20 protein-coding genes are annotated in these 23,549 nt (G+C 35.4%); 19 read left to right on the top strand and 1 reads right to left on the bottom strand.

Going from position 1 to position 23,549, the window contains the following annotated elements; genetic code table 11:
* Positions 1–223 precede the first annotated feature (223 nt).
* The 13 genes from AC806_RS06055 to AC806_RS05995 all read left to right on the top strand — a co-directional run bounded on the left by AC806_RS06055 (position 224) and on the right by AC806_RS05995 (position 12,803).
* A complete protein-coding gene (locus AC806_RS06055; protein ID WP_002335626.1) occupies positions 224–652 on the top strand; it encodes a sigma-70 RNA polymerase sigma factor region 4 domain-containing protein in 429 nt (142 codons plus the stop codon).
* Positions 639–881 carry a helix-turn-helix domain-containing protein gene (locus AC806_RS06050; protein WP_002335627.1) on the top strand — a complete coding sequence of 81 codons (243 nt, stop codon included), beginning with the start codon at positions 639–641 and terminating at the stop codon, positions 879–881. Before AC806_RS06055 ends, AC806_RS06050 begins: the two co-directional genes overlap by 14 nt.
* 722 nt (positions 882–1,603) lie before the next feature.
* Complete coding sequence (locus AC806_RS12125) at positions 1,604–2,011, top strand: hypothetical protein (RefSeq protein WP_014124949.1); 408 nt, start codon at positions 1,604–1,606, stop codon at positions 2,009–2,011.
* Between the two features lie 110 nt (positions 2,012–2,121).
* A complete protein-coding gene (locus tag AC806_RS06040; protein WP_231960486.1) occupies positions 2,122–3,126 on the top strand; it encodes a tyrosine-type recombinase/integrase in 1,005 nt (334 codons plus the stop codon).
* A 95-nt stretch (positions 3,127–3,221) separates the two neighbouring features.
* Complete coding sequence (ylqF, locus tag AC806_RS06035) at positions 3,222–4,070, top strand: ribosome biogenesis GTPase YlqF (protein ID WP_014124947.1); 849 nt, start codon at positions 3,222–3,224, stop codon at positions 4,068–4,070.
* Positions 4,071–4,838 (top strand): ribonuclease HII, encoded by a 768-nt coding sequence (locus AC806_RS06030; RefSeq protein WP_061840533.1) that lies wholly within the window; start codon positions 4,071–4,073, stop codon positions 4,836–4,838.
* A gap of 60 nt (positions 4,839–4,898) precedes the next feature.
* The gene (gene dprA, locus AC806_RS06025) at positions 4,899–5,777 is read left to right on the top strand and encodes a DNA-processing protein DprA (RefSeq protein ID WP_069028972.1); all 879 of its coding nucleotides are present in this window, start codon (positions 4,899–4,901) and stop codon (positions 5,775–5,777) included.
* A 133-nt stretch (positions 5,778–5,910) separates the two neighbouring features.
* Positions 5,911–7,989: a type I DNA topoisomerase gene (gene topA, locus AC806_RS06020; RefSeq protein ID WP_014124944.1), complete on the top strand. Its 2,079-nt coding sequence runs from the start codon at positions 5,911–5,913 to the stop codon at positions 7,987–7,989.
* A 202-nt stretch (positions 7,990–8,191) separates the two neighbouring features.
* A complete protein-coding gene (xerC, locus tag AC806_RS06015) occupies positions 8,192–9,088 on the top strand; it encodes a tyrosine recombinase XerC (protein ID WP_014124943.1) in 897 nt (298 codons plus the stop codon).
* Positions 9,089–9,119: 31 nt separating this feature from the next.
* A complete protein-coding gene (gene hslV / locus AC806_RS06010; protein ID WP_014124942.1) occupies positions 9,120–9,665 on the top strand; it encodes an HslVU peptidase proteolytic subunit in 546 nt (181 codons plus the stop codon).
* Between the two features lie 4 nt (positions 9,666–9,669).
* Positions 9,670–11,076: an ATP-dependent protease ATPase subunit HslU gene (hslU, locus tag AC806_RS06005; RefSeq protein WP_014124941.1), complete on the top strand. Its 1,407-nt coding sequence runs from the start codon at positions 9,670–9,672 to the stop codon at positions 11,074–11,076.
* Between the two features lie 41 nt (positions 11,077–11,117).
* Positions 11,118–11,903, top strand: coding sequence for a GTP-sensing pleiotropic transcriptional regulator CodY (gene codY / locus AC806_RS06000; RefSeq protein WP_014124940.1), 786 nt, complete (start codon positions 11,118–11,120; stop codon positions 11,901–11,903).
* Positions 11,904–11,927: 24 nt separating this feature from the next.
* On the top strand, positions 11,928–12,803 hold the full coding sequence (locus AC806_RS05995) for an aldose 1-epimerase family protein (protein WP_014124939.1): 876 nt from the start codon (positions 11,928–11,930) through the stop codon (positions 12,801–12,803).
* A gap of 36 nt (positions 12,804–12,839) precedes the next feature.
* Here AC806_RS05995 and plsY read toward each other — a convergent pair whose 3' ends face one another.
* The gene (gene plsY, locus AC806_RS05990) at positions 12,840–13,475 is read right to left on the bottom strand and encodes a glycerol-3-phosphate 1-O-acyltransferase PlsY (RefSeq protein WP_069028971.1); all 636 of its coding nucleotides are present in this window, start codon (positions 13,473–13,475) and stop codon (positions 12,840–12,842) included.
* 117 nt (positions 13,476–13,592) lie between these two features.
* On the opposite strand from plsY, the gene AC806_RS05985 reads away from it, so the two are divergent.
* The 6 genes from AC806_RS05985 (at position 13,593) to AC806_RS05960 (ending at position 23,395) form a co-directional block, all read left to right on the top strand.
* Positions 13,593–14,021 carry a CoA-binding protein gene (locus AC806_RS05985; protein ID WP_014124937.1) on the top strand — a complete coding sequence of 143 codons (429 nt, stop codon included), beginning with the start codon at positions 13,593–13,595 and terminating at the stop codon, positions 14,019–14,021.
* A 212-nt stretch (positions 14,022–14,233) separates the two neighbouring features.
* Positions 14,234–16,231, top strand: a complete 1,998-nt coding sequence (parE, locus tag AC806_RS05980) for a DNA topoisomerase IV subunit B (protein ID WP_041591828.1) — start codon at positions 14,234–14,236, stop codon at positions 16,229–16,231.
* An 80-nt stretch (positions 16,232–16,311) separates the two neighbouring features.
* A complete protein-coding gene (gene parC, locus AC806_RS05975) occupies positions 16,312–18,714 on the top strand; it encodes a DNA topoisomerase IV subunit A (protein WP_399265897.1) in 2,403 nt (800 codons plus the stop codon).
* 335 nt (positions 18,715–19,049) lie between these two features.
* Positions 19,050–21,332 (top strand): formate C-acetyltransferase, encoded by a 2,283-nt coding sequence (gene pflB, locus AC806_RS05970; RefSeq protein WP_014124934.1) that lies wholly within the window; start codon positions 19,050–19,052, stop codon positions 21,330–21,332.
* Positions 21,333–21,487: 155 nt separating this feature from the next.
* On the top strand, positions 21,488–22,255 hold the full coding sequence (pflA, locus tag AC806_RS05965) for a pyruvate formate-lyase-activating protein (protein ID WP_014124933.1): 768 nt from the start codon (positions 21,488–21,490) through the stop codon (positions 22,253–22,255).
* A gap of 213 nt (positions 22,256–22,468) precedes the next feature.
* On the top strand, positions 22,469–23,395 hold the full coding sequence (locus AC806_RS05960) for a manganese-dependent inorganic pyrophosphatase (protein WP_014124932.1): 927 nt from the start codon (positions 22,469–22,471) through the stop codon (positions 23,393–23,395).
* The last annotated feature ends 154 nt before the right edge of the window (positions 23,396–23,549 follow it).

Genomic DNA, 23,549 nt, shown 5'->3' with positions numbered 1-23,549 from the left:
CTACTTGAAATTTGCGTCTTATATATATAACAAATTTATGAAAAGCAAGATAAGATATTAGCTTTAACTGTTTGTGAGGCGTATAGACAATTCCTGTCTGTATGCCTTTTTTATTTTGAAAAAAATTTAGTTTTTTCGAAAAATGCTCACTCCCAAATTGTAGTAATAATGGAAAGGGATAGAAGTAAAACGAGTTGAATGAATTTTTTGAGGAGGAAAATTTATGGGCGACTCAGGGGAAACCCACATTCGACACGCGTTTGACAGTTTTTGTAAGAAAGTAGTCCGCAACGAGGCATTAAACATTCAAAAGAAATACGCTAGATTTCGCCAACGTCAAATCTCAATGGAGATATTGAAACAAAAAGGACTGGATACAGAGTTTTATTATTCAGAACCAAATATGAATAGTAGTGGTAGCTTTATTGTCCTAGGTATAAAGATTTTTATTTCAAATGAGGAGTTGTCAAATGCGATTGCAGCATTATCTAGTCTAAGACAAGAAATCATTTTGATGTCCTTCTTCATCGGTCTCAACGATCGTGAAATTGGCGATATTATTGGGAAAAGTCTCGGCGGTGTTTGGTACCAACGACAAGTGGCCTTGGAAGAGTTAGGAAAGTATTTGGGTGGCAATTATGAAGCAAAATAAACGATATATACCGTTTATACCAGTAGCTACTATTGAAGCCGCAGTCTCTGGTGATTCAATCGCCATGTCCATCGTTCTGTCAAAATATCAAAATTATATATCACGATTAGCCATGAAACCTGTCTATGAAGAAGAAAAAGGAATGGTTATGTACGTAGATGAATATATGCGTAGACAACTGGAAACGAAATTGATTGAGAAGATACTTGAATTTGACACAACTCGTTAAAGTATTTTTTCCCTTTCCTTTTCATTCTATGGAAGTTTTTTATCAGTTTACAATAAAGGATTTCCATAGGCTGAAAATAGCCTAACGCTCTTTGACAAGTGAATAGTAAATCTATCAGTACATGTAGATTGCGATTTTCTAGTTACGCCATGAAAAGGTTATCCTTTGAGCGACAAGTTTAATATGAAAATTATGACTACGATAATGATACTTCCGTAACCAAATTGGCCCGCCATTACTGGGGGGAGGTGAAATTCCTATGTGCTTTTGGCAGAGCAGCTGATAGATTAGAATACTTTCGAATTGATTCTGATTTCTCAAAAAGAAATAGTGAGATAATTTATTTGTGTATAGTATGTACTATTTAATAGGAAGGAATTGAACTTTTGATGAAACTTACTAAAGATGAAGAATTAGAGACCGAGTGGACTAACAAAAAAGGCTTAATGAAAAGATATGAACATCTGAATGTCAATACGCTGAGTCATTGGTTGATGGAGATGAGAAGAAGTAGAGATTTTAGGAAATACGTTATTAACCCGACTCCAAAATTAGTTTGGATAAATATTAATGGATTTCATGAATTTTTGAAATATAAGCAAAGAACCAATTTCCGTTAAGTCGCTGTTAAAACAAAGTTGGTGTGATAAAATAGTGACTGGAGGAGATCTATTACACGTTTTTACAATCAATATCACACCAACTTATAGGAGTGATTTGAGATGGCATCACATGTAAAATTACCAAGTGGAAATTTTCAATGTATTAGCCGATATACTAATCCTTTAACTGGAAAGAGAACGAAAATTACTCTGACTTATTCTGGCAGCACTCGGAAAGCTCAAAGAAATGCTGAACGTGAATTAGAAGACAAGATTGATCGAATTTTAGAAGAATATGAATATGCCCAACCAGATAGAATATTACGTTTCTCTCAACTTGTAGAAAAATGGCTTGAGCATTGGCGAGTCGGAGTTAATGAAAGAACAGTAGAACGAGAAATTTTAGTGATTCGAAGAGTGAATGAATTAATTGATGGTGACGTTTTAGTTGAAAGTATCACACCATTATTACTCGAAAAATTGTTAACTGATTATCAAAAAAATACGATAGTTCATATTCTACGATGATTCATATTAAGAGTACCTTAAATAAAATTTTTCGATATGCAGTAAAACATCGTATTTTAGTTTATTCTCCCATGTCTGTTGTCGAGTTGAATTTACCTCGAGAAAAGAAAATGGAACCCAAAATAAGAAGAAAGTTAAAATATCTCGAACCACATGAGCTAAATGCTTTCCTAACAGAGGTTAAGAAATCGGTGAATCCAGTTTATTACCATCTTACTTTGTTCTTAGTAAATACTGGACTTCGAATTGGAGAGGCAGGAGCTTTAACAGTAGATGATGTCGATTTTGAAAATCGGAGAATAACAGTCACAAAAAATCTAATTCAAATTGGCAAAGGGAAATTTGAGTATGGGCCACCTAAAACAGAAGAATCTGAACGGGTAGTCGGATTGTCCCAGGTAGCTTTGAAAAGTTTAATTGTTGCTATGGAAAAAAGCAAACAGTTAGATAGGAGATATCAAATAAAACCTTGGAAATCATATGTCCAAACAGACTCAATATTCAGAACGTTAAACGGTGCGCCAGTTACTTCCAAATCCTACCGAACGTTTATTCATAGGATTCAAGATGATTTAAGAGAAAACTGCGAAAGTAAGTATGGGTTTAAATGGGTTGAAAATATAACTCCTCACTCTTTTAGGTTTATTAATATTACTTACTTAAAGGATAGTGAGGGGGTTGATCCAAAATCAATCCAATCTCATGTGGGACATACAGATTTGAGAACTACAATGAACGTTTATGCTCAAACTTCAAATAAAGGTACAACACGAATTGTAAATGCTCTTGATCATTGGCTAGATAAAGACAATCCACTTGATTTTTATCCGGAGGTTTTCTGTAGTGAGTATTCAACTAGGCTCAATAAGATTTTGAGAGAAAATATAGATAAAGATGTAATCAAGTTTACTCTCGAAGATTTTAAAAGAGCTTTAGGAATTCCTCCCGAATACCAAACTAGACACTTAAAGAATAACATTCTTCAGAAGATGATTAGTGATTTGAGTGAAGAATGGCAAGCATTTGATATTGAAACAATTTATGGTAAAATGCGAAAGATACTAGGTTACAAGATAACGTATGGAAACAATCTGGTGTTGAAGGGCAATCTTTAAATTGTCCCATGTTTGTCCCATGCGAAGTATTTTAACTTAAATTCTATGAGTCAAGGCCTTTAAAACCTTGATATGAAAGGAGTGGACTTAATAATATGACGATTCAATGGTTTCCTGGCCATATGGCAAAGGCGAAGCGCCAAGTATCCGAAAAAATAAAACATGTTGATATTGTTTTTGAGTTGGTTGATGGACGTCTTCCGATTTCTTCTAGAAATCCAATGCTAGACGAAATTTTACAACAAAAGCCTCGTCTTGTATTAATCAATAAGGCGGATCTAGCAGATCCTGCGCAAACAAAAAAATGGGAAACATATTTTAACGAGCAAGGTTATGCCGCTCTTGCTATTAATTCACAAGATAATAAGGGCAGTAAATCTATTCTGCCCAAAACAAAAGAAGCACTCGCTGAAAAACTGCAACGTGAACAGGAAAAAGGGTTAAAGCCAAGGGCTATACGAGCTATGGTAATCGGTATTCCTAATGTCGGAAAATCAACATTACTCAATCGTTTGGCAGGGAAAAAAATGGCTCAGACGGGAAATAAACCGGGCGTCACAAAAGGTCAACAATGGATACGTTATAAAAAAGATTTAGAATTATTAGATACACCGGGTATTTTATGGCCTAAATTTGAAGATCAAGAAATTGGTAAAAAGTTAGCACTAACAGGTGCCATTAAGGACCAATTGTTTCATCAGGATGATATTGCTATTTATGCTTTGGAATTTTTCAAGCAATTTTATCCAGAACAACTTGCAGATCGTTATCAATTAACACAAGAAGACTTAGCGTTTTCTACAGCTGAACTATTAATGTTGATTACTAAAAAGCAAGGTTTTCAAGATGATTACGATAAAGGAAGCCAACGTATCATCCATGATGTAAGAGAAGGCAAGTTGGGTAAGTATACTTTAGATCGTTATGAAGAAATGAGTGAGTAGATGGCAAAAGAAGCAATTTCTGAGATAAAAACGCATTTATTAGCTACTGAAACGATGACTGATCCTTATGTTAAGCAATTGCAAATGGATGAACGTAAAGGTGTGCAAAAACTTCTCTTGCAATTAGAAAGACGTTTAGCACAAAAAGAAACATTAAAAGAGCAGTTTTATACCATGCAAGCTTTCGAACGTTCATGTTACAAACAAGGTCACCATTTGATTGCTGGCATTGATGAAGTGGGACGGGGACCTCTGGCTGGACCGGTTGTCGCGGCAGCGGTTATTTTACCTGAAGGTAGTGAAATTTTAGGACTCAATGATTCAAAACAACTTAGTGAAAAGAAGCGCCTAGATTTGGATAATAAAATTAAAGAACAAGCAACGGCCATCGGAATTGGCGAAATTTCTGCTGAACAAATTGATCAAGTAAATATTTATCAAGCAAGCAAAATGGCGATGACAAAAGCGGTGGAAAATTTAGCAGTAAAAGCAGATCATCTATTGATTGACGCGATGTCTATAGATATTAATATTCCACAAGAAAAAATCATAAAAGGTGATGCTAGAAGTGTATCGATCGCTGCCGCTAGTATTATTGCTAAAGTTTACCGTGACCAGCTGATGAAAGAATATCATAAGATACATCCTCATTATGCTTTTGATAAAAATGCTGGTTATGGCACTAAGGCTCATTTAACTGGATTAAAAGAATATGGTATTACAGCCATTCATCGTAAGTCGTATGCACCAATAAAAAAATATTTATAAAAAAGAAATCCCTCTTTTTTGCGTATTTATTAATAAATACTTAAAAAGAGGGGGATTTTTTTGAATTACGAAAAATTATCGATGATTGAGAAAACAGTATTGAAATTAACTTATTGTAAAGGGATCGGTTTAATTGGAAAATGGAAAATTGTGAAATTTTATGAAAAATTCCAGGCTGAAAACTTTTTTGTGGAAGATGTGATACAGATTGCACAAATCAATCGATATAAGGGAATGTTTCGGCAAAGCTTTCGAGAAATTAGTGATGATTGGCTAAAAGAAAAGTTACAAGATCAGCAATATGTCACTTGGTTATCATCAGATTACCCAGCAGAATTACTAGAGCTGCCTTATCCTCCATTAGTGATCTTTTATAGAGGCAATCTTGACTTGTTAGATTATCCACGTTTAGCTTTTGTAGGCGCGCGACAAGCAAGTAAATACTCAACACAAGTTATCAGTAAACTACTTCCTACTATTGTAAAGCGACAGTTTGTGATTGTAAGTGGTTTAGCAAAAGGTGTTGATCGAATGAGCCATGAAATGACAATTCGTTCAGGCGGTTTAACCATCGGTGTTGTTGGCTGTGGTTTGGATATTTGTTATCCCAGGGAAGTTAGTGCACTTTTTGGTGAAATGAAGAAAAATCATTTGGTTTTAAGTGAATACCCACAAGGTACACCAATTCAAAAAAATCATTTTCCTATGCGGAATCGAATCATCGCGGGTTTAAGTAAAGCAACTTGCGTCATCGAAGCAAAGGAGCGTAGTGGATCTTTGATTACTGCACAATTAGCGCTAGATTATGGAAAAGAAGTTTTTGCTATACCAGGTGAAATTTTAACTGGCCAATCTGATGGTTGTCATCGTCTTATTCAAGACGGTGCCAAATGCGTGGTTTCAGTACAAGATATTTTAGAAGAATTGCCTAATTTTTAAAGCAGTATTTAAGACCTATGTGTTTCCTTTCTTGACAAACTCATTTCAAATGGCTATGATAGGCTACGATTTGTTATTTGAAAATTAAATGGCACGATATATAGAATAAACCATTTACGAAAGGGGCCTTTTAATGGCTTATAAATATTTGGTGATTGTGGAATCACCAGCAAAAGCTAAAACGATTGAAAAATATCTTGGCCGTAATTATAAAGTTGTAGCCAGTGTTGGACATGTTCGTGACTTACCAAAAAGCAAAATGGGCATCGACGTTGAAAACAACTATGAGCCTTATTATATCACGATCCGTGGTAAAGGTGATGTTATTAAAGATTTAAAAAAACATGCAAAAAAAGCAGAAAGAGTTTATCTTGCTAGTGACCCGGATAGAGAAGGGGAAGCTATTGCTTGGCACTTGTCTTATATTTTAGGCTTAGATCCTCATGATAAAAATCGCGTGGTCTTTAATGAAATTACAAAAGACGCTGTTAAAGAAGCCTTTAAAGAACCAAGAACGATTGATTTAGATTTAATTGATGCGCAACAAGCACGTCGTGTGTTGGATCGTTTGGTTGGTTACTCTATTAGCCCGATTCTTTGGCGTAAGGTAAAAAAAGGTTTGAGTGCGGGGCGTGTGCAATCAGTTGCTCTTAAAATGATCATTGACCGAGAAAAAGAAATCCGTAATTTTACGCCAGAAGAGTACTGGAGTATTGACGGTAATTTTAAAAAAGGTCGAAAAAAATTCAAGGCCAATTTTTGGGGACTTGATGGTAAAAAGAAAAAATTACCTAATGAAGATGCGGTTAAGGAAGTTACTCAACGTATATCTGGCAAAGATTATAATGTAACTAAGGTTGAAAAAAAAGAACGTAAAAGAAATCCAGCCGCACCTTTTACCACAAGTAGTATGCAACAAGAAGCTGCTCGTAAATTGAATTTTCGAACAGGCAAAACAATGATGGTCGCGCAACAGTTATATGAAGGAATCTCTTTGGGAAAAGGCGGTACGACTGGTTTAATCACTTATATGCGTACTGATTCTAAAAGAATTTCTGATACTGCTAAACAAGAAGCGACAGATTTTATTGAACAGACTTATGGTAAAAACTATGCCGCTCATAGTAATAAAAAATTAAAAAATGCGCAGGGCGCCCAAGATGCTCACGAAGCAATTCGTCCAACAAGTGCGATGCGTAGTCCAGAAGAAATTGGAAAATATTTAGATAAAGATCAGTTGAAGTTATATCGTTTGATTTGGTCACGTCTTATCGCCAGTCAAATGAAACCAGCCATTCTTGATACAGTAAAAGCTACCTTAGATCAAAATGGTGTTATTTTTGTGGCAAATGGTTCTAAAGTGAAATTCAAAGGTTTTATGGAAGTATATGTTGAAGGCCGAGATGATGGTAAGAAGGACAAGGAAAATGTTTTGCCAGAACTAGCATCTGGCGATATTGTACAATCAGAAGACATTACGCCAAATCAGCACTTTACCCAACCACCTGCTCGTTTTAGTGAAGCAACACTTATTCGAACTTTGGAAGAAAATGGTGTTGGACGGCCATCTACTTATGCGCCGACTTTACAAACAATCCAGAAACGTTATTACGTTAAGCTCACACAAAAACGTTTTGAGCCTACTGAATTAGGTGAAATTGTCGACAACCTTATTGAAGATTTCTTTCCGGAAATCGTCGATGCGTCCTTTACAGCTGGAATGGAAGAGGACTTAGACCATATTGAGGAAGGAAAAGAAGAGTGGGTTAAAGTCATCGATCGTTTCTATCAACCGTTTGAAAAAGAGTTAGAAACGGCTGAAGAAAAAATGGAAAAGATAGAGATCAAAGATGAACCAGCTGGCTTTGATTGTGATGTTTGTGGGCATCCAATGGTTATAAAATTAGGTAGATATGGTAAATTTTATGCTTGCAGTAATTTCCCTGAATGTCGTAATACCAAACCAATTGTCAAAGAAATCGGCGTAACCTGCCCTAAATGTCAAAAAGGACAGGTCATTGAAAGAAAATCAAAGAAAAATCGTATCTTTTATGGCTGTGACCGTTATCCTGATTGTGACTTTATTTCCTGGAACAAACCCATTGGACGCAATTGTCCGAAATGCGATCATTATCTAGTTGAGAAAAAGAAAAAAGCTAGTAAACAAGTCGTTTGTTCCAACTGTGATTATAAAGAAGACGAACAAAAATAAAGAAAAAATTTCCATGATGTCTTAAGACATTATGGATTTTTTCCCCTTTGAAAAAGTTATAAAAGATGGGTAGATATAAAATTCATAATTTTTTCAATTGTGAGCAGAATTTGAAATATTGGTTAAATTCTGACAGTTTATTTGTATTTTTATCCGTTCTATGCTACATTTTAAAAGAAATAGGAAAAAGAGGAAGTGCAAGATGACAAAAGATTGGCCAAAGGAATATTACCGTTATCTCACGGTTGAGCGCGGTTATTCTGAAAAAACAAAAGAGGCTTATAAAGAAGATATTGATAATTTTTTTGTCTTTTTAAAAGACTCTGGAGATGCTAATTATTTGCAGATTGATCATCGCGATGTACGCGTTTATTTAAGTGAATTAAATGAACAAAGTTATAGTCGTAACACCGTTAGCCGCAAAATTGCCAGCTTGCGTTCTTTTTATCATTTTTTATTAAAACATGAAGTGATAGAAGAAAATCCCTTTTCTTATGTTCATTTGAAAAAAAAGAATGTCAAATTACCTCGCTTTTTTTATGAAAAAGAGATTGCAGTGTTATTTGATAGTGTTCAAGGAAACAAACCTTTGCAACAAAGAGATCGCGCTTTATTAGAGGTCTTATATGGTTCTGGTTTGCGAGTGAGTGAGTGTGCTTCATTGACGCTTGAGCAAATTGATTGGGAAAACAGTGTATTGTTTATCCATGGAAAAGGAAACAAGGATCGTTATGTGCCCTTTGGCGCTTACGCACAAGAAGCCTTAGATGTATATCTATCTGAAGGACGTTCTTTTTTGATGGAAAAATACCATAAAGATCATGCATATGTTTTTGTTAACCGTTTAGGTGATGGTATCACTTCAACGGGTATTGAGTATGCCTTAAATCAGGTAATCAAAAAAAGTAGCTTGGACTCACAAATTCACCCGCATATGTTACGACATACTTTTGCTACTCATTTATTAAATAATGGGGCGGATTTGCGGACGGTTCAAGAGCTATTAGGGCATGCTAATTTATCAACAACACAAATTTATACGCATGTAACTAAAGAAAACTTACAAAGAAATTATCGTCAGTTTCATCCAAGAGCATGAAACTAAATGAAAATTAGGAGGAACAAATACAATGGAATCACAATTTCATTCAACAACGATATGTGCGGTTGAAAAAGACGGCAAATTTGCTATGGCTGGAGATGGCCAAGTAACTATGGGAGAACAAGTTGTTATGAAGGGTACAGCGCAAAAAGTACGTCGTATCTATAACGGAGAAGTTGTTGTTGGCTTTGCTGGTAGTGTAGCTGACGCATTTACTCTAGAAGAAAAATTTGAAGAAAAACTAAATGAATATCACGGAAATTTACAAAGAGCTGCTGTTGAACTAGCGCAAGAATGGCGTACACAACGTTCAATGCAAAAGCTTGAAGCAATGCTAATTGTTATGAATAAGGATGAAATGTTACTTGTTTCAGGTACAGGCGAAGTGATCACGCCGGACGATGGTATTTTGGCCATTGGTTCTGGAGGGAATTTTGCATTAGCTTCTGCTAGAGCTATGCGTAAATATGCCAGTGATAAATTGTCTGCTAAAGAAATTGCAGAAAATGCCTTGAATATTGCAGCAGATATTTGTATTTTTACCAACCATGATATTAATGTGGAGGAATGTTAATTTTATGCCAAATCGAGAAAGAACACCTAAAGAGATAGTAAATGAATTAGATAGTTATATTATTGGCCAAGATCAGGCGAAAAAATCAGTAGCGGTGGCTTTACGCAATCGCTATCGACGTTTACAGTTAGACGAACAAATGCAACAAGATGTTACCCCTAAAAATATTTTGATGATTGGGCCGACCGGCGTTGGGAAAACAGAAATTGCGCGGCGTCTAGCAAAGACCATTTCAGCACCTTTTGTAAAAGTGGAAGCGACGAAATTTACCGAAGTCGGTTATGTCGGTCGTGATGTAGAATCTATGGTGCGTGATTTGGTTGAAAATGCAATTCAAATTGTTAAAAAAGAAAAATACAGCGGTGTTTATAGCCAAGCAGAGAAAAAAGCGAACCGTCGTTTAGCTAAAGCTTTAGCACCAGGGATCAAAAAAGAAAAACGGAACAATCAAAATCCCTATGAACAAATGATGAATATGTTTAACCCCAATCAACAACAACAAGAAAATGAAGAACCTGAAGAAGAATTAACTGAAGAAATTAGAAGTAATCGCCAAGCTATTTTTGAGCAATTACAAAAAGGGGTTTTGGATAGTCGTGAAGTGACGATTCAAGTAGAAGAAGAAAAAAGTCAAAACCCCATGATGAATAATGGCTTAGAACAAATGGGAATTGACTTAAGTGAAGCATTCTCTCAATTAAAACCCAATAAAAAAGTTGATCGTACTTTGCCGGTAAAAGATGCTAGAGAGCTTTTAATCCAAGAAGAATCAGCAAAATTAGTTAATGATGCTGATATTCACAGTGAAGCGATTAAATTAGCTGAATCTAGCGGTATCATCTTTATTGATGAAATTGATAAAGTTACGGCAAAATCAGAGCAATCTGGCGATGTTTCCAGAGAAGGTGTACAAAGAGATATTTTACCGATCGTTGAGGGCTCACAAGTAAACACAAAATATGGTGCTTTACAAACAGATCATATTTTGTTCATTGCGTCTGGTGCTTTCCATGTATCTAAACCAAGTGATCTCATTCCTGAATTACAAGGACGTTTTCCAATCCGCGTTGAATTAGATGATTTAAATGCAGAAGACTTTGTTAAGATTCTAAAAGAACCTAATAACGCTTTAGTTAAGCAATACGTTGCTTTATTAGAAACTGAAAATGTAAGTGTGACATTTACTAAAGAAGCGATTGAAAAAATTGCTAATATTGCCTTTGAAGTTAATCGTGACACCGATAATATCGGAGCTAGACGTTTGCATACCATTTTAGAAAGATTATTAGAAGACTTGTTATTTGAAGCTTCTGACATGCAAATGGGAGAAATCCAAATCACAGAAGCATATGTTGAAGATAAATTGTCTGATATTGCTAAAAATAAGGATTTAAGTCGTTACATTCTGTAAAAATTTGTCGAATAGTTGGAAAGTAAGTAAAGGAGAAGATGATGAGTACACTTTTAGAACAAACAAGAAAAATTAATGAGTTATTGCAGCAAAATAACACTTTTAACACAGATTCGGACTTACCTTATGGTGAAATGGCGGATGTATTAGGAGATATTTTAAATAGTAATACCTACATTATTAGTGCTGATGGTAGTGTCTTAGGCTTTACGGAAATATTGGATGTCAATAACGAACGTGTCAAAAATATGTTTTTACAAAAACAATTTCCTACAAGTTATGCGAATATGGTCGATCAATTGAAATCAACAGAGGCCAATATTACTATTGAAAGTGATATGACAGCTTTTCCGGTGGAATTGCGGGAGAAATATCCTAATGGTTTAACCACCGTGGTTCCGATCTTCGGCGCTGGTGAACGTTTAGGAACAATTATCTTATCGCGTATTGAACAGCCCTTTGATAATGATGATCTGGTTCTAGCAGAATACAGCGCAACAGTTGTTGGTATGCAAATCTTATACCAAAAATCACGGAGTATTGAAGAGGATGTGCGTAGTACAACGGCTGTACAAATGGCGGTTGGTACACTTTCTTATAGTGAATTAAAAGCTGTTCAAGCAATTTTTGAAGCCTTAGATGGTGATGAAGGACGTTTAACGGCTTCAAATATTGCCGATAAGATCGGTATTACCCGTTCTGTTATTGTCAATGCTTTGCGAAAACTTGAATCTGCGGGTATTATTGAATCACGTTCATTAGGTATGAAAGGAACTTATCTGAAAGTTTTAAATCATCGCTTTAAAGATGAATTAGATAAAGCCTAATTTTGAAGAAAAGAGGAATATGCGATGGCGGTTACGATTGAAACGGATCATTTAAAAGCAGTTCTCAATGAAAAAGGCGCTGAGTTAGCGAGTTTAAAACGTAAAGACGCTGATATTGAATATATTTGGCAAGCTGATCCAAATTATTGGAAAAGACATGCGCCAGTTTTGTTTCCCATCGTCGGTTCATTAAAAGACAATACTTATGTATATAAGGATAAAAGTTATCGTTTATCTCAACACGGATTTGCCAGAGATATGGTTTTTGAAGTAATCGAGCAAAGAGAAGATTCAGCTAGTTTTCGTTTAAAAAACACGGAAGAAACGAAAAAAGTATATCCTTTTGATTTTGAATTAATTATTGGCTATAGTTTGGGTGGTGATGGTTTAACAGTAAACTATCAAGTAAAAAATACCACCGATGAAGAAATGTATTTTTCCATCGGTGGTCACCCTGCTTTTAATGTACCTTTAGAAGGTCATTTGTCCTTTACAGATTATTTTGTGGACCCTTCTCCGATGAAGTCAAGGATCAATCTACCATTAAAAGATGGTTTGATTGACTTACAACAGCGGACTTTAGGCCAAACCAATACTTCGATTGCTTTAAATCATGAATTATTTAAAAATGATGCGTTGATTTATGAAACAAAAGGTTTGAACGCTTTTACGATTCGTAGTGAGAAATCACCACATTCTGTTACATTAACTTTTAAAGATTTTTCCTATGTTGGGATTTGGTCTACTTATCCTACACAATCGCCTTTTGTATGTCTTGAACCTTGGGTTGGTATTGCTGATACAACAGAGACAAGCGGCGATTTGACAGAAAAAGTGGGCATCCAAAAATTAGCAGCACATGATACATTCCATACAAAATATGCTATCGTAGTAAAATAAAAAAACTTTGCGCACTTTTTTGCGCAAAGTTTACTTTTACTTTTTCTTTTCTTGTTTGTTTAAGCCAAAAGAAATACGGCTTTCAGTTCCTTGTCGAATTCGCTGAATATTTTGTCTATGTAAATAAAAAATGAATGCAGTAACAATAACAGCAATACAAGATAATAACCAATCTTGTTCAGGCAGTAAAACAGGCAAGATCGACGGTAGTATGAAAGTAGATAACGTGATAATAACGGCAGCAATCATACTAGATAAACTGACCATGCTGGTAATAAATAATAAAATTAAAAAAAGTGCTAGTGAGCAAAAAAAGAAAAGCGGATTATAACCTAAAAGCATGCCGGCACTAGTTGCCACAGCTTTTCCGCCTTTAAATTTGGCAAAAACAGGGAAAACGTGACCTACAATAGCAGCTAAACCAAACCACAGCGGATTGGTATCTACGCTGGGCAAATAGGCTAAAGAAGTTGCTAAAGTACCCTTTAACAAATCGGCCAAAAACACTGCAAAGCCGGCTTTAACCCCTAATATACGAAAGGTATTGGTTGTGCCGGAGTTTCCACTGCCAAATTGACGGATATCTTTTTTATAAAAAGTTTTTCCGATCCATAAACTGGAAGGTATAGAGCCTAGTAAATAGGCAATAATTATTAATATTATTGTTTTCATATGAACCAACCTTTTGTTAGATTAGCAATATTTTAGCATGAAAACGCAAAAGCAACAACTTAAATCACTTGTTTTAAAGCAAATGAAATAATAAATTTTCAAAGGAGTATGATGATAATGGCTTTTAAAAATCCAGATGAACAAACAATACAACAATATTTAAAAGAAGCGAAAAATATTGCTATTATCGGTTTGAGTGATAATAAAGAACGGACAAGCTATCAGGTGTCAAAAGTTGTACAAGAACATGGTTATCATATTTTTCCTGTTAATCCAAAGCTAGCTGGAGGAAAGATATTAGGTGAAACTGTTTATGCTCGTTTGCAAGATATAAAAGAACCCATTGACATTGTAGATATTTTCCGTCGTAGTGAATTTTTAACTGATGTTGCTGATGATTTTTTAGAAACGGATGCAAAAGTTTTTTGGGCACAGTTAGGTATCGAAAGTGAAGAAGCAGCGCAGAAACTACAAGATGCGGGTCGTAATGATATTGTTATGGATCGTTGCATTAAAATTGAGTTAGGAAAAATGGATCAAAATTGATGAACGTTTAGCTATTGTTCAATGATTTTTATCATCATTGTATAGGTAATATTTTACTATAACTTAAAACGATCTTTTTAAGAAAAACTTCATCTAGGGGTTTTTCTTCTTTTTTTTATGTGCTTTTTAGCGTATGATATAGTATGTTCATGTATATGATTTAATTAATAAAAATTAAACAAAGAAAATAATGTTAGCAAGGAGCGTTGACTTTGGCAAAAAAAACCAATGAATATAACGATGCTTCTATTCAAGTATTAGAAGGGTTGGAAGCAGTAAGAAAACGTCCTGGGATGTATATCGGCTCCACGGATCAGCGCGGCTTACATCATTTGGTGTATGAAATTGTGGATAATGCAGTAGACGAGGCGCTTTCAGGTTATGGCAACACGATTGATGTTACTATTTGTGAAGATAACAGTGTTCAAGTAACTGATTATGGGCGCGGTATGCCAGTAGGAATGCACTCATCGGGGATACCTACTGTCGAGGTTATTTTTACTGTATTGCATGCTGGAGGAAAGTTTGGACAAGCAGGAGGGTATAAAACTTCTGGCGGATTACATGGTGTAGGTGCCAGTGTGGTAAATGCTCTTTCTAGCTGGTTAGAAGTTACTATTGTTCGTGATGGCATTCAATATAAAGAAGTATTTAAAAATGGTGGAAAACCTGAAGGTACGTTGGAAAAAATAGGAAAAACGAAAGAAGCAAATCGTACAACGGTACATTTTCTACCAGATCCTACAATTTTTTCAGGGGCCAAAATTTCTTATGATATGTTGGCTGAACGTTTACGTGAGTCTGCTTTCTTACTAATGGGAGTTGAAATTAACTTAACGGATTTACGTGGGGAAGAAAAAGTAGAGGAATCTTTTCTTTATGAAGAAGGGATCAAAGAATTCGTTGATTATTTAAATGAAGAAAAAGATACTTTGACACCTGTTGCCTATTTTTCAGGAGAAAAAGATGGTATTGAAGTAGAATTTGCTTTTCAATATAATGATGGCTATTCAGAAAATATCCTTTCTTTTGTCAATAATGTACGGACGAAAGATGGCGGTACTCATGAAGCGGGAATGAAGGCTTCCTTGACGAAATCATTTAATGAGTATGCTCGTAAAGTCGGTTTATTAAAAGATAAGGATAAAAATTTAGAAGGTAGCGATTTTCGCGAAGGACTGGCTGCTATTTTGTCAGTGAGAATTCCAGAAAGCTTATTACAATTTGAAGGACAAACCAAGGAAAAATTGGGTACACCAGCGGCTAGAACAGCAGTTGATAATGTGATCGGTGAACAGCTGATTTTTTATCTACAGGAAAATAGCGATATGAGTCAGATGCTTGTTCGTAAAGCGAGTAAAGCACGTTTGGCGCGTGAAGCTGCTAGAAAAGCACGCGAAGAAAGCAGAAATGGCAAAAAACGCAAGAAAGGAGAGTCATTGCTTTCCGGAAAACTAACACCAGCGCAATCTAAAAATCCAGAAAAAAATGAATTATATTTGGTTGAAGGAGATTCCGCAGGTGGTTCGGCAAAGCAAGGACGTGATCGTAAATTTCAAGCAATTCTACCTTTACGAGGAAAAGTAATCAATACCGAAAAAGCAAATATGCAAGATATCCTAAAAAACGAAGAGATTAATACCATGATTTATACAATCGGTGCCGGTGTTGGTCCTGAATTTAGCTTAGAAGATTGTAATTACGATAAAATAATCATTATGACAGACGCAGATACCGATGGTGCGCATATTCAAGTGCTACTTCTTACCTTTTTCTATCGCTATATGAAACCTTTAGTAGAACAAGGCAGAGTTTATATTGCTTTACCTCCTTTTTATAAGGTAACTAAGGGTAGTGGAAAAAAACAAGAGGATAAGTATGCTTGGACAGATGAAGAGCTTGAAGTTATCACTAAAGGTATGGGCAAAGGTTATACATTGCAACGTTATAAAGGTCTAGGAGAAATGAATGCTGAACAATTGTGGGAAACTACAATGGATCCAGAACATAGAACATTAGTCCGTGTTAGAATTGATGATGCTGCTCAAGCAGAACGTCGTGTGACGACTTTGATGGGAGATAAGGTTGCCCCTAGAAGAAAATGGATCGAATCAAATGTGCAATTTAGCTTAGAAGAAGATGGTAGTATTTTGGAAACTGCAGAATCTACAGAAGAAAAAAATACGTCCTTACAAGAAGACTCTCTTTAGACAAAGAAATTATTTGATAAATAGAAGGTGAATTTTTGGAACAAAATAGTCAGATTCAAGAATTGACATTAGAAGAAGTAATGGGCGATCGTTTCGGACGCTATTCGAAATATATCATTCAAGAACGGGCTTTACCTGACATTCGTGACGGGTTAAAACCTGTACAACGTCGTATTTTATTTTCAATGAATAATGATGGGAATACTTATGATAAGAGCTTCCGGAAATCTGCTAAATCTGTTGGAAATGTTATGGGAAATTATCATCCTCATGGTGATAGTAGTATTTATGAAGCTATGGTTCGGATGAGCCAAGATTGGAAGTTACGTGAAGTTTTAGTTGAAATGCATGGCAACAATGGGAGTATGGATGGTGATCCACCTGCTGCAATGCGTTATACAGAAGCTCGTTTATCAAAATTGAGTGGACAAATGTTAAGTGATATTGAAAAAGACACCGTAGATATGGTGTTAAATTTTGATGATACAGAAGAAGAACCTACTGTGCTACCAGCTAAGTTTCCAAACTTGCTAATCAATGGTTCTACTGGAATATCTGCCGGTTACGCTACTGAAATCCCTACTCATAATCTAGCAGAAGTTATAGAGGGAACAATATATTTAATCGATCATCCCAATGCTTCTTTGGATAAATTAATGGAATTTATCCCTGGTCCCGATTTTCCTACGGGGGGAATTCTTCAAGGAAAAGAAGAAATCAAAAAAGCTTATGAAACGGGCAAAGGAAAAGTTATTTTACGTTCTAAAACCGAGATCGAAAATTTGCGTGGCGGCAAACAGCAGATTGTGGTTACAGAAATTCCATATGAAGTCAATAAAGCCACTTTGGTTAAAAAAATCGATGAGATACGTTTAGCTAAAAAAATCGAGGGTATTGCTGAAGTACGTGATGAAACCGATCGGACAGGTTTGCGTATGGTGATTGAATTAAAAAAAGATGTCAACGCTCAAGGTGTATTAAATTACTTATTTAAAAATACTGAGCTTCAAGTGAATTATAGTTTCAATATGGTAGCCATTGACAGCATGCGGCCACAACAAGTTAACTTAAAACATATTTTAGAAAGTTATGTTAATCATCGACGTGACGTTGTTTTAAAACGGAGTCAATTTGAGTTAAATAAAGCGCAAAAAAGACAACATATTGTGGATGGCTTGATGAAGGCTTTATCAATACTTGATCAAGTAATTGCGACCATACGTGCTAGTAAGGATAAAAAGGACGCGAAAAATAATTTAGTTATTCAGCATCAATTTACTCAAGCACAAGCAGAAGCTATCGTTAATTTACAATTGTACCGTTTAACAAATACTGATATTACTGAGCTAGAAAATGAAGCTGAAGAATTAGCAGCTTATATTGCTGAATTACAAAAAATATTAAGCGATAGTACGGAATTAATGAAGGTCATCAAAAAAGAGCTACGTGAAGTGAAAAAACAATTCAGCAATGCTCGTTTGACACAAATTGAAGAAGAGATTGAAGAGATCAAAATTGAAACAGAGGTTCTCGTTCCTTCAGAAGAAGTGATGACAGCTATTACCCAAGAGGGTTATGTAAAAAGAAGTAGTCTACGTTCTTATAATGCGTCTAGACCAGAAGAGCTTGGTATGAAAGATAGCGATGAAGTGGTATTTTGCCAGCAATTAAACACTTTAGACCATTTGTTGTTAGTAACAAATAAGGGAAATATGATCTATCGTCCTGTCTTTGAGTTGCCAGATTTGAAATGGAAAGAAACAGGCGAACATCTTTCACAAAATTTGTTGAATTTTAGCTCGGATGAAGTGATTTTGGCTGTGTACAGTTTTAACGAATTAGATCCAAGTAAAAATTTTGTATTCATGACGCAAAAGGGTATGATCAAACAAACGCACATGGATGAATTTAGCCCGTGGCGTACCTATAAAAGTCGGGCAACGACAGCTATGAAATTTAAAGATGATAGCGATGAATTGGTTAGTGTGTACTTGATTGACAGTAAGGAAGAATTGGATGTCTTTTTAGCAAGCTATAAGGGAATGGGGCTTCGTTATTCATTAACTGAAGTTCCTGTTGTTGGCTCTAAGGCAAGTGGCGTCAAAGCGATTAATCTTAAGACAGATGATGAAGTGACAAGCGGTATGCTAGTTTACAGTAACGGAGATAATCCAGTGATTATTGTCTCCCAACGAGGTGCCATAAAACGTATGCTAGCACAAGAGTTAACGCAGTTAAGTCGTGCCAAGCGTGGCGTGATGATTTTAAGAGAGCTTAAGAAAAATCCTCATCGCATTATTTATATGGGCGATGGTCAAGAAAAAACTTTACTTCTTACAAATGAAAAAGGACAACAAGTAGAAATTGAAAGTAATCAATATCCAATCAGTGATCGTACTTCAAATGGTTCTTTTGCAATAGATGAGAAACAAGGCGGCAAGGTATTAGAAGTAAAAGAAACGTTTGAATATCAATCTGAATAAAGCAGTAATGAAAGGGATAAATCTAAATTTTTAGATTTATCCCTTTTTTGTCAAAACTGTTACATTACCTATTATAATTTTCTGTATCTGTAGCAGTACAGAGAGAAAAAATTGCTGAGTTTGTTCACTATTTTACAATTATTAAAAATTTAATTTGATTTATTTGTCACAAGTAAAATTGTTGATATTATAGTTTATTTTATGCATATAATTCATTTTATGTGATTTTTTGTTAATATAATTGCTTGTAACGGCTTGCAAAAAACTCACTATGTGTTATACTGTTCACAGTAAAGCTGTTACATTTTGGAACAGAAATTAAGGAGGAGCAATATATGGCATCTGTAACAAAAGATATTGAAAAAGTAAATGCGGCTGCTTGGCAGGGTTTCAAAGGAGAAACTTGGCGCCACGAAGTAAACACTCGTGATTTTATCCAAGAAAATTATACTGAATATCGTGGAAATGATGAATTTTTAGAACCTATCGCTGAAAGTACTGACAAATTATGGTCGAAGTTGCAAGAATTGTTTGATGTAGAACATGATCACAATGGTGTTTATGATATGGATAATGATATTCCATCGACAGTTACTTCTCATGGACCAGGTTATTTAATTAAAGATGAAGAAAAAATCGTTGGACTACAAACTGATAAACCATTAAAGCAAGCTTTCCAACCATTTGGTGGCATTAAAATGGCAAATAATGCTTTAAAAAGTAATGGTTATGAAGTAGACGAAGACATGAACAAGATCTTCACCGACTGGAGCAAGACGCATAACCAAGGTGTGTTTGATGCTTATACGCCGGAAATGCGTCGAGCTCGTTCAAACAAAATCATTACAGGTTTACCTGATGCTTATGGTCGTGGTCGTATCATCGGTGATTATCGTCGTATCGCTTTATATGGGATCGATTATTTAATCGAACGTAAACAAGATGACTTAGCAAATACTGGCTATCGTACCATGACAGATGACGTTATTCGTTTAAGAGAAGAAGTTACTGAACAATTACGTGCTTTAAATGATTTGAAAACAATGGCTGCTTCTTATGGTTTTGATATTTCACGCCCGGCAGCTAATGCGCAAGAAGCTATTCAATGGTTATACTTTGGCTATCTAGGTGCTATTAAATCACAAAATGGTGCTGCTATGTCCTTTGGCCGGGTTTCGGCATTCTTAGACATCTATATCCAACGTGATTTGGATGAAGGTGTAATTACAGAAGCTCAAGCACAAGAATTAATCGATCAATTAGTATTGAAACTTCGTATGGTAAAATTTGCTCGCACACCTGAATATAATGAATTGTTTTCCGGTTTTCCAATTTGGGCCACATTATCATTGGCTGGAATGGGTATTGATGGTCGCTCGCTTGTAACAAAAAATGATTTCCGTCTGTTGCATACCTTATCCAATATGGGGCCAGCCCCAGAACCAAATATGACGGTTTTATATTCCTCACACTTGCCTAAAGGATTTAGAACTTTTGCGGCAAAAATGGCCAGAGAAAGCTCTTCGATTCAATTTGAAAATGATGATCTTTTACGTGCAAACTGGGGGTCAGATGACGTTTCGATCGCTTGTTGTGTATCGGCAACGGTAACTGGTAAAGATATGCAATTCTTTGGTGCGCGTGCTAACTTATGTAAAGCAGCACTTTATGCGATCAATGGTGGTGTCGATGAAAAAACGAAAAAACAAGTGGGTCCTAAATATCGTCCAATCACAGGAGATACCATTGATTATGACGACTTTATGGATAAATATAAAGACATGTTAGATTGGCTAGCTGAGCTTTATGTAAACACATTGAATGTTATCCATTATATGCACGATAAATATTCTTATGAAGCAGCGCAACTTGCTTTGATGGATACCAATTTGAAACGTACTTTTGCTACAGGTATTGCAGGGATTTCACATGCAGCTGATAGTATTATGGCAATTAAATACGGTAATGTAAAAGTGATCCGTGATGAAACAGGATTAGCTGTAGACTACGCACCGCAAAATGAATTTCCAACTTATGGTAACGATAATAAAGAAGCTGACGATATGGCTAACTGGATTGTAGAGTACTTCATTACTCAAATTAAACGTCAACACACTTATCGTGATTCGACACCAACAACATCGTTATTAACGATTACTTCCAATGTTGTTTATGGTAAAGCAACCGGTAATACACCAGATGGACGTCGTGCTGGAAAACCATTAGCTCCAGGTGCAAACCCATCTTATCAAGATGGCCAATACTTGGGTGAAAAGAACGGCTTATTAGCTTCATTAAACTCAACAGCTCGTTTGAACTATGAAAATGCTATGGATGGTATTTCAAATACGCAAACAATTAATCCAACAGGTTTGGGTAAAGATGAAGATACTCGCATTAACAATTTGACAAATGTTTTGGATGGTTACTTTGATAAAGGTGCTTATCATATCAATGTTAATGTATTCTCCAACGATCTATTGCTTGATGCGCAAGAACATCCAGAAAAATATCCTAACCTAACGATTCGTGTTTCGGGTTACGCTGTTAAATTCCGTGATCTAACACGCGAACAACAAAATGACGTGATTTCAAGAACAGCTCACGATAGAATGTAAAGAAGCTTTTTGAGGGTGACAAGGCTCTTGTTGCCCTCTTTTTAAATAATGGTTAAAAAGCTAGCCATGCTTAAATAACCACCGATTTTATAAATTACAGCAAATAAACACTTAACTAGTTGTTGTTTTGCTTTTCTAATGAAAGAGGGATTTTTATGACAGATCCAATTATGGGTCGAATCCATTCTACAGAAAATTTTGGTACAGTAGACGGACCGGGCGTTCGTTTTGTTATCTTTGCGCAAGGTTGTCGTATGCGCTGCCAATTTTGCCATAACCCTGATACTTGGAATATTAATTCCAAAAAAGCACAAATGCGTACTGCCGACGATGTGCTTGATGAAGCGTTAAATTATCGTGCTTACTGGGGTGAAAAAGGGGGAATTACTGTAAGTGGTGGTGAACCTTTATTACAAATAGATTTCTTAATTGACTTATTTAAAAAAGCTAAGGATAAAGGGATAAATACTACACTGGATACTTGTGGGAATCCTTTTACCAGAAAAGAGCCTTTTTTTAGTAAGTTTGAGGAATTAATGAACTACACGGATCTATTATTGTTTGATATCAAACATATTGATACCGTTCAACATAAAAAATTAACTAAACATGGGAACGAAAATATTTTGGAGATGGCTCAATATCTATCAGAAATTGGTAAACCTGTTTGGGTTCGTCATGTGTTAGTGCCATTTCGTAGTGACTATGATGAGTTTTTGGATCGTTTAAATGAATTCATTCAGTCTTTAAATAATGTGGATAAAGTTGAAATTTTACCTTATCATACGATGGGTCGCTATAAATGGGATGAATTAAATCTAAAATATCCACTAGAAGGAATCGAACCTCCAGGACAAGACCGGGTGGAAAATGCGAAAAAAATTCTTCAAGTGGACCAATACACTGGATATCAAACAAGATAAAGAAGAAACACTGAAAACATTTTTTCAGTGTTTTTCTCATTTTAGAAGAGTCACTAAGAAGGAATAGCTTAAAGATCAGTGGAAAATATTTTACTAACTCAAACAAATAATGGATTAACATTTCCTTGTTTTACTTCTGTTTGTGAAAATCATGGAAATTTTTAGAAGTTTTTGCTATCATTATTATTGAATTGAAAGATTGGAGTGAAAGTTATGGCAAAGATTTTAGTTTTTGGTCACCAAAATCCTGACACAGATGCGATTGGGGCGGCTATTGCTTTTTCTGAATTACAAAAACAAAAAGGACAAGATACTGAAGCTGTTGCTTTAGGAAAAGTTGGAGAAGAAACGCAGTTTGCTTTGGATTATTTTAATCTTCAAGCACCTAGAGTGATTGCTAAAGCTGGCGATCAAACAAATGATGTAATGCTTGTTGATCATAATGAATTTCAACAAAGTGTAGCTGATATTGAAGATATTAAAATCTTATCAGTGATCGATCACCATCGTATATCCAATTTCCAAACAGCTGATCCACTATACTATCGCGCTGAACCTGTAGGATGTACTAGTACTATTATTTTGAAGTTATATAAAGAAGCTGGTTTAGCACCAACAAAAGCAGTTGCTGGTATTATGCTGTCAGCCATTATCTCTGATACCTTATTGTTTAAATCACCAACATGCACACAAGAGGATATCGATGCTGCTAAAGAATTAGCAAATATTGCCGAAGTGGATACTGATACTTATGGTTTGGAAATGCTTAAAGCAGGAACTAATCTTACAAACAAATCAGCCGAAGAGTTAATGGATATGGACGCTAAAAGCTTTCCAATGAGCGATAAAAATGTACGTATTGCACAGGTAAATACTGTAGACTTAGAAGAAGTTTTCAAGCGTCAAACTGAACTTGAACAAGCTATGGAAAAAGCAAATAAAGAAAACAACTATGATTTATTCGTTTTGCTTGTTACTAATATTTTAGATAGCGATTCAGAACTACTTGTTGTGGGGGATCCTATAGAAAAGATTGAAAAAGCATTTAATGTTACTCTAAATAACCATAGAGCATTTCTAAAAGGTGTTGTATCTCGTAAAAAACAAGTTGTACCTCCTTTAACAGAAAGCTTTCAATAAAATTTAAATTAAAACGTCTTAAAATATAAAGTGAATGCTTTTATTTTAAGACGTTTTTTAATTATTTTATACCACGCTATTTAATCTGACTGAAAAACTTTTTTATTGTATTTTCCCAGTTATTTTTCCCTTTAGAAAATATTTGTTTTAAAGA

Origin of the sequence: Tetragenococcus halophilus, assembly GCF_001712815.1 — a bacterium.
GTDB lineage: Bacteria > Bacillota > Bacilli > Lactobacillales > Enterococcaceae > Tetragenococcus > Tetragenococcus halophilus.
Note: the sequence above shows the minus strand (reverse complement) of the source record. Positions and strands in the feature narration are given on the sequence as shown.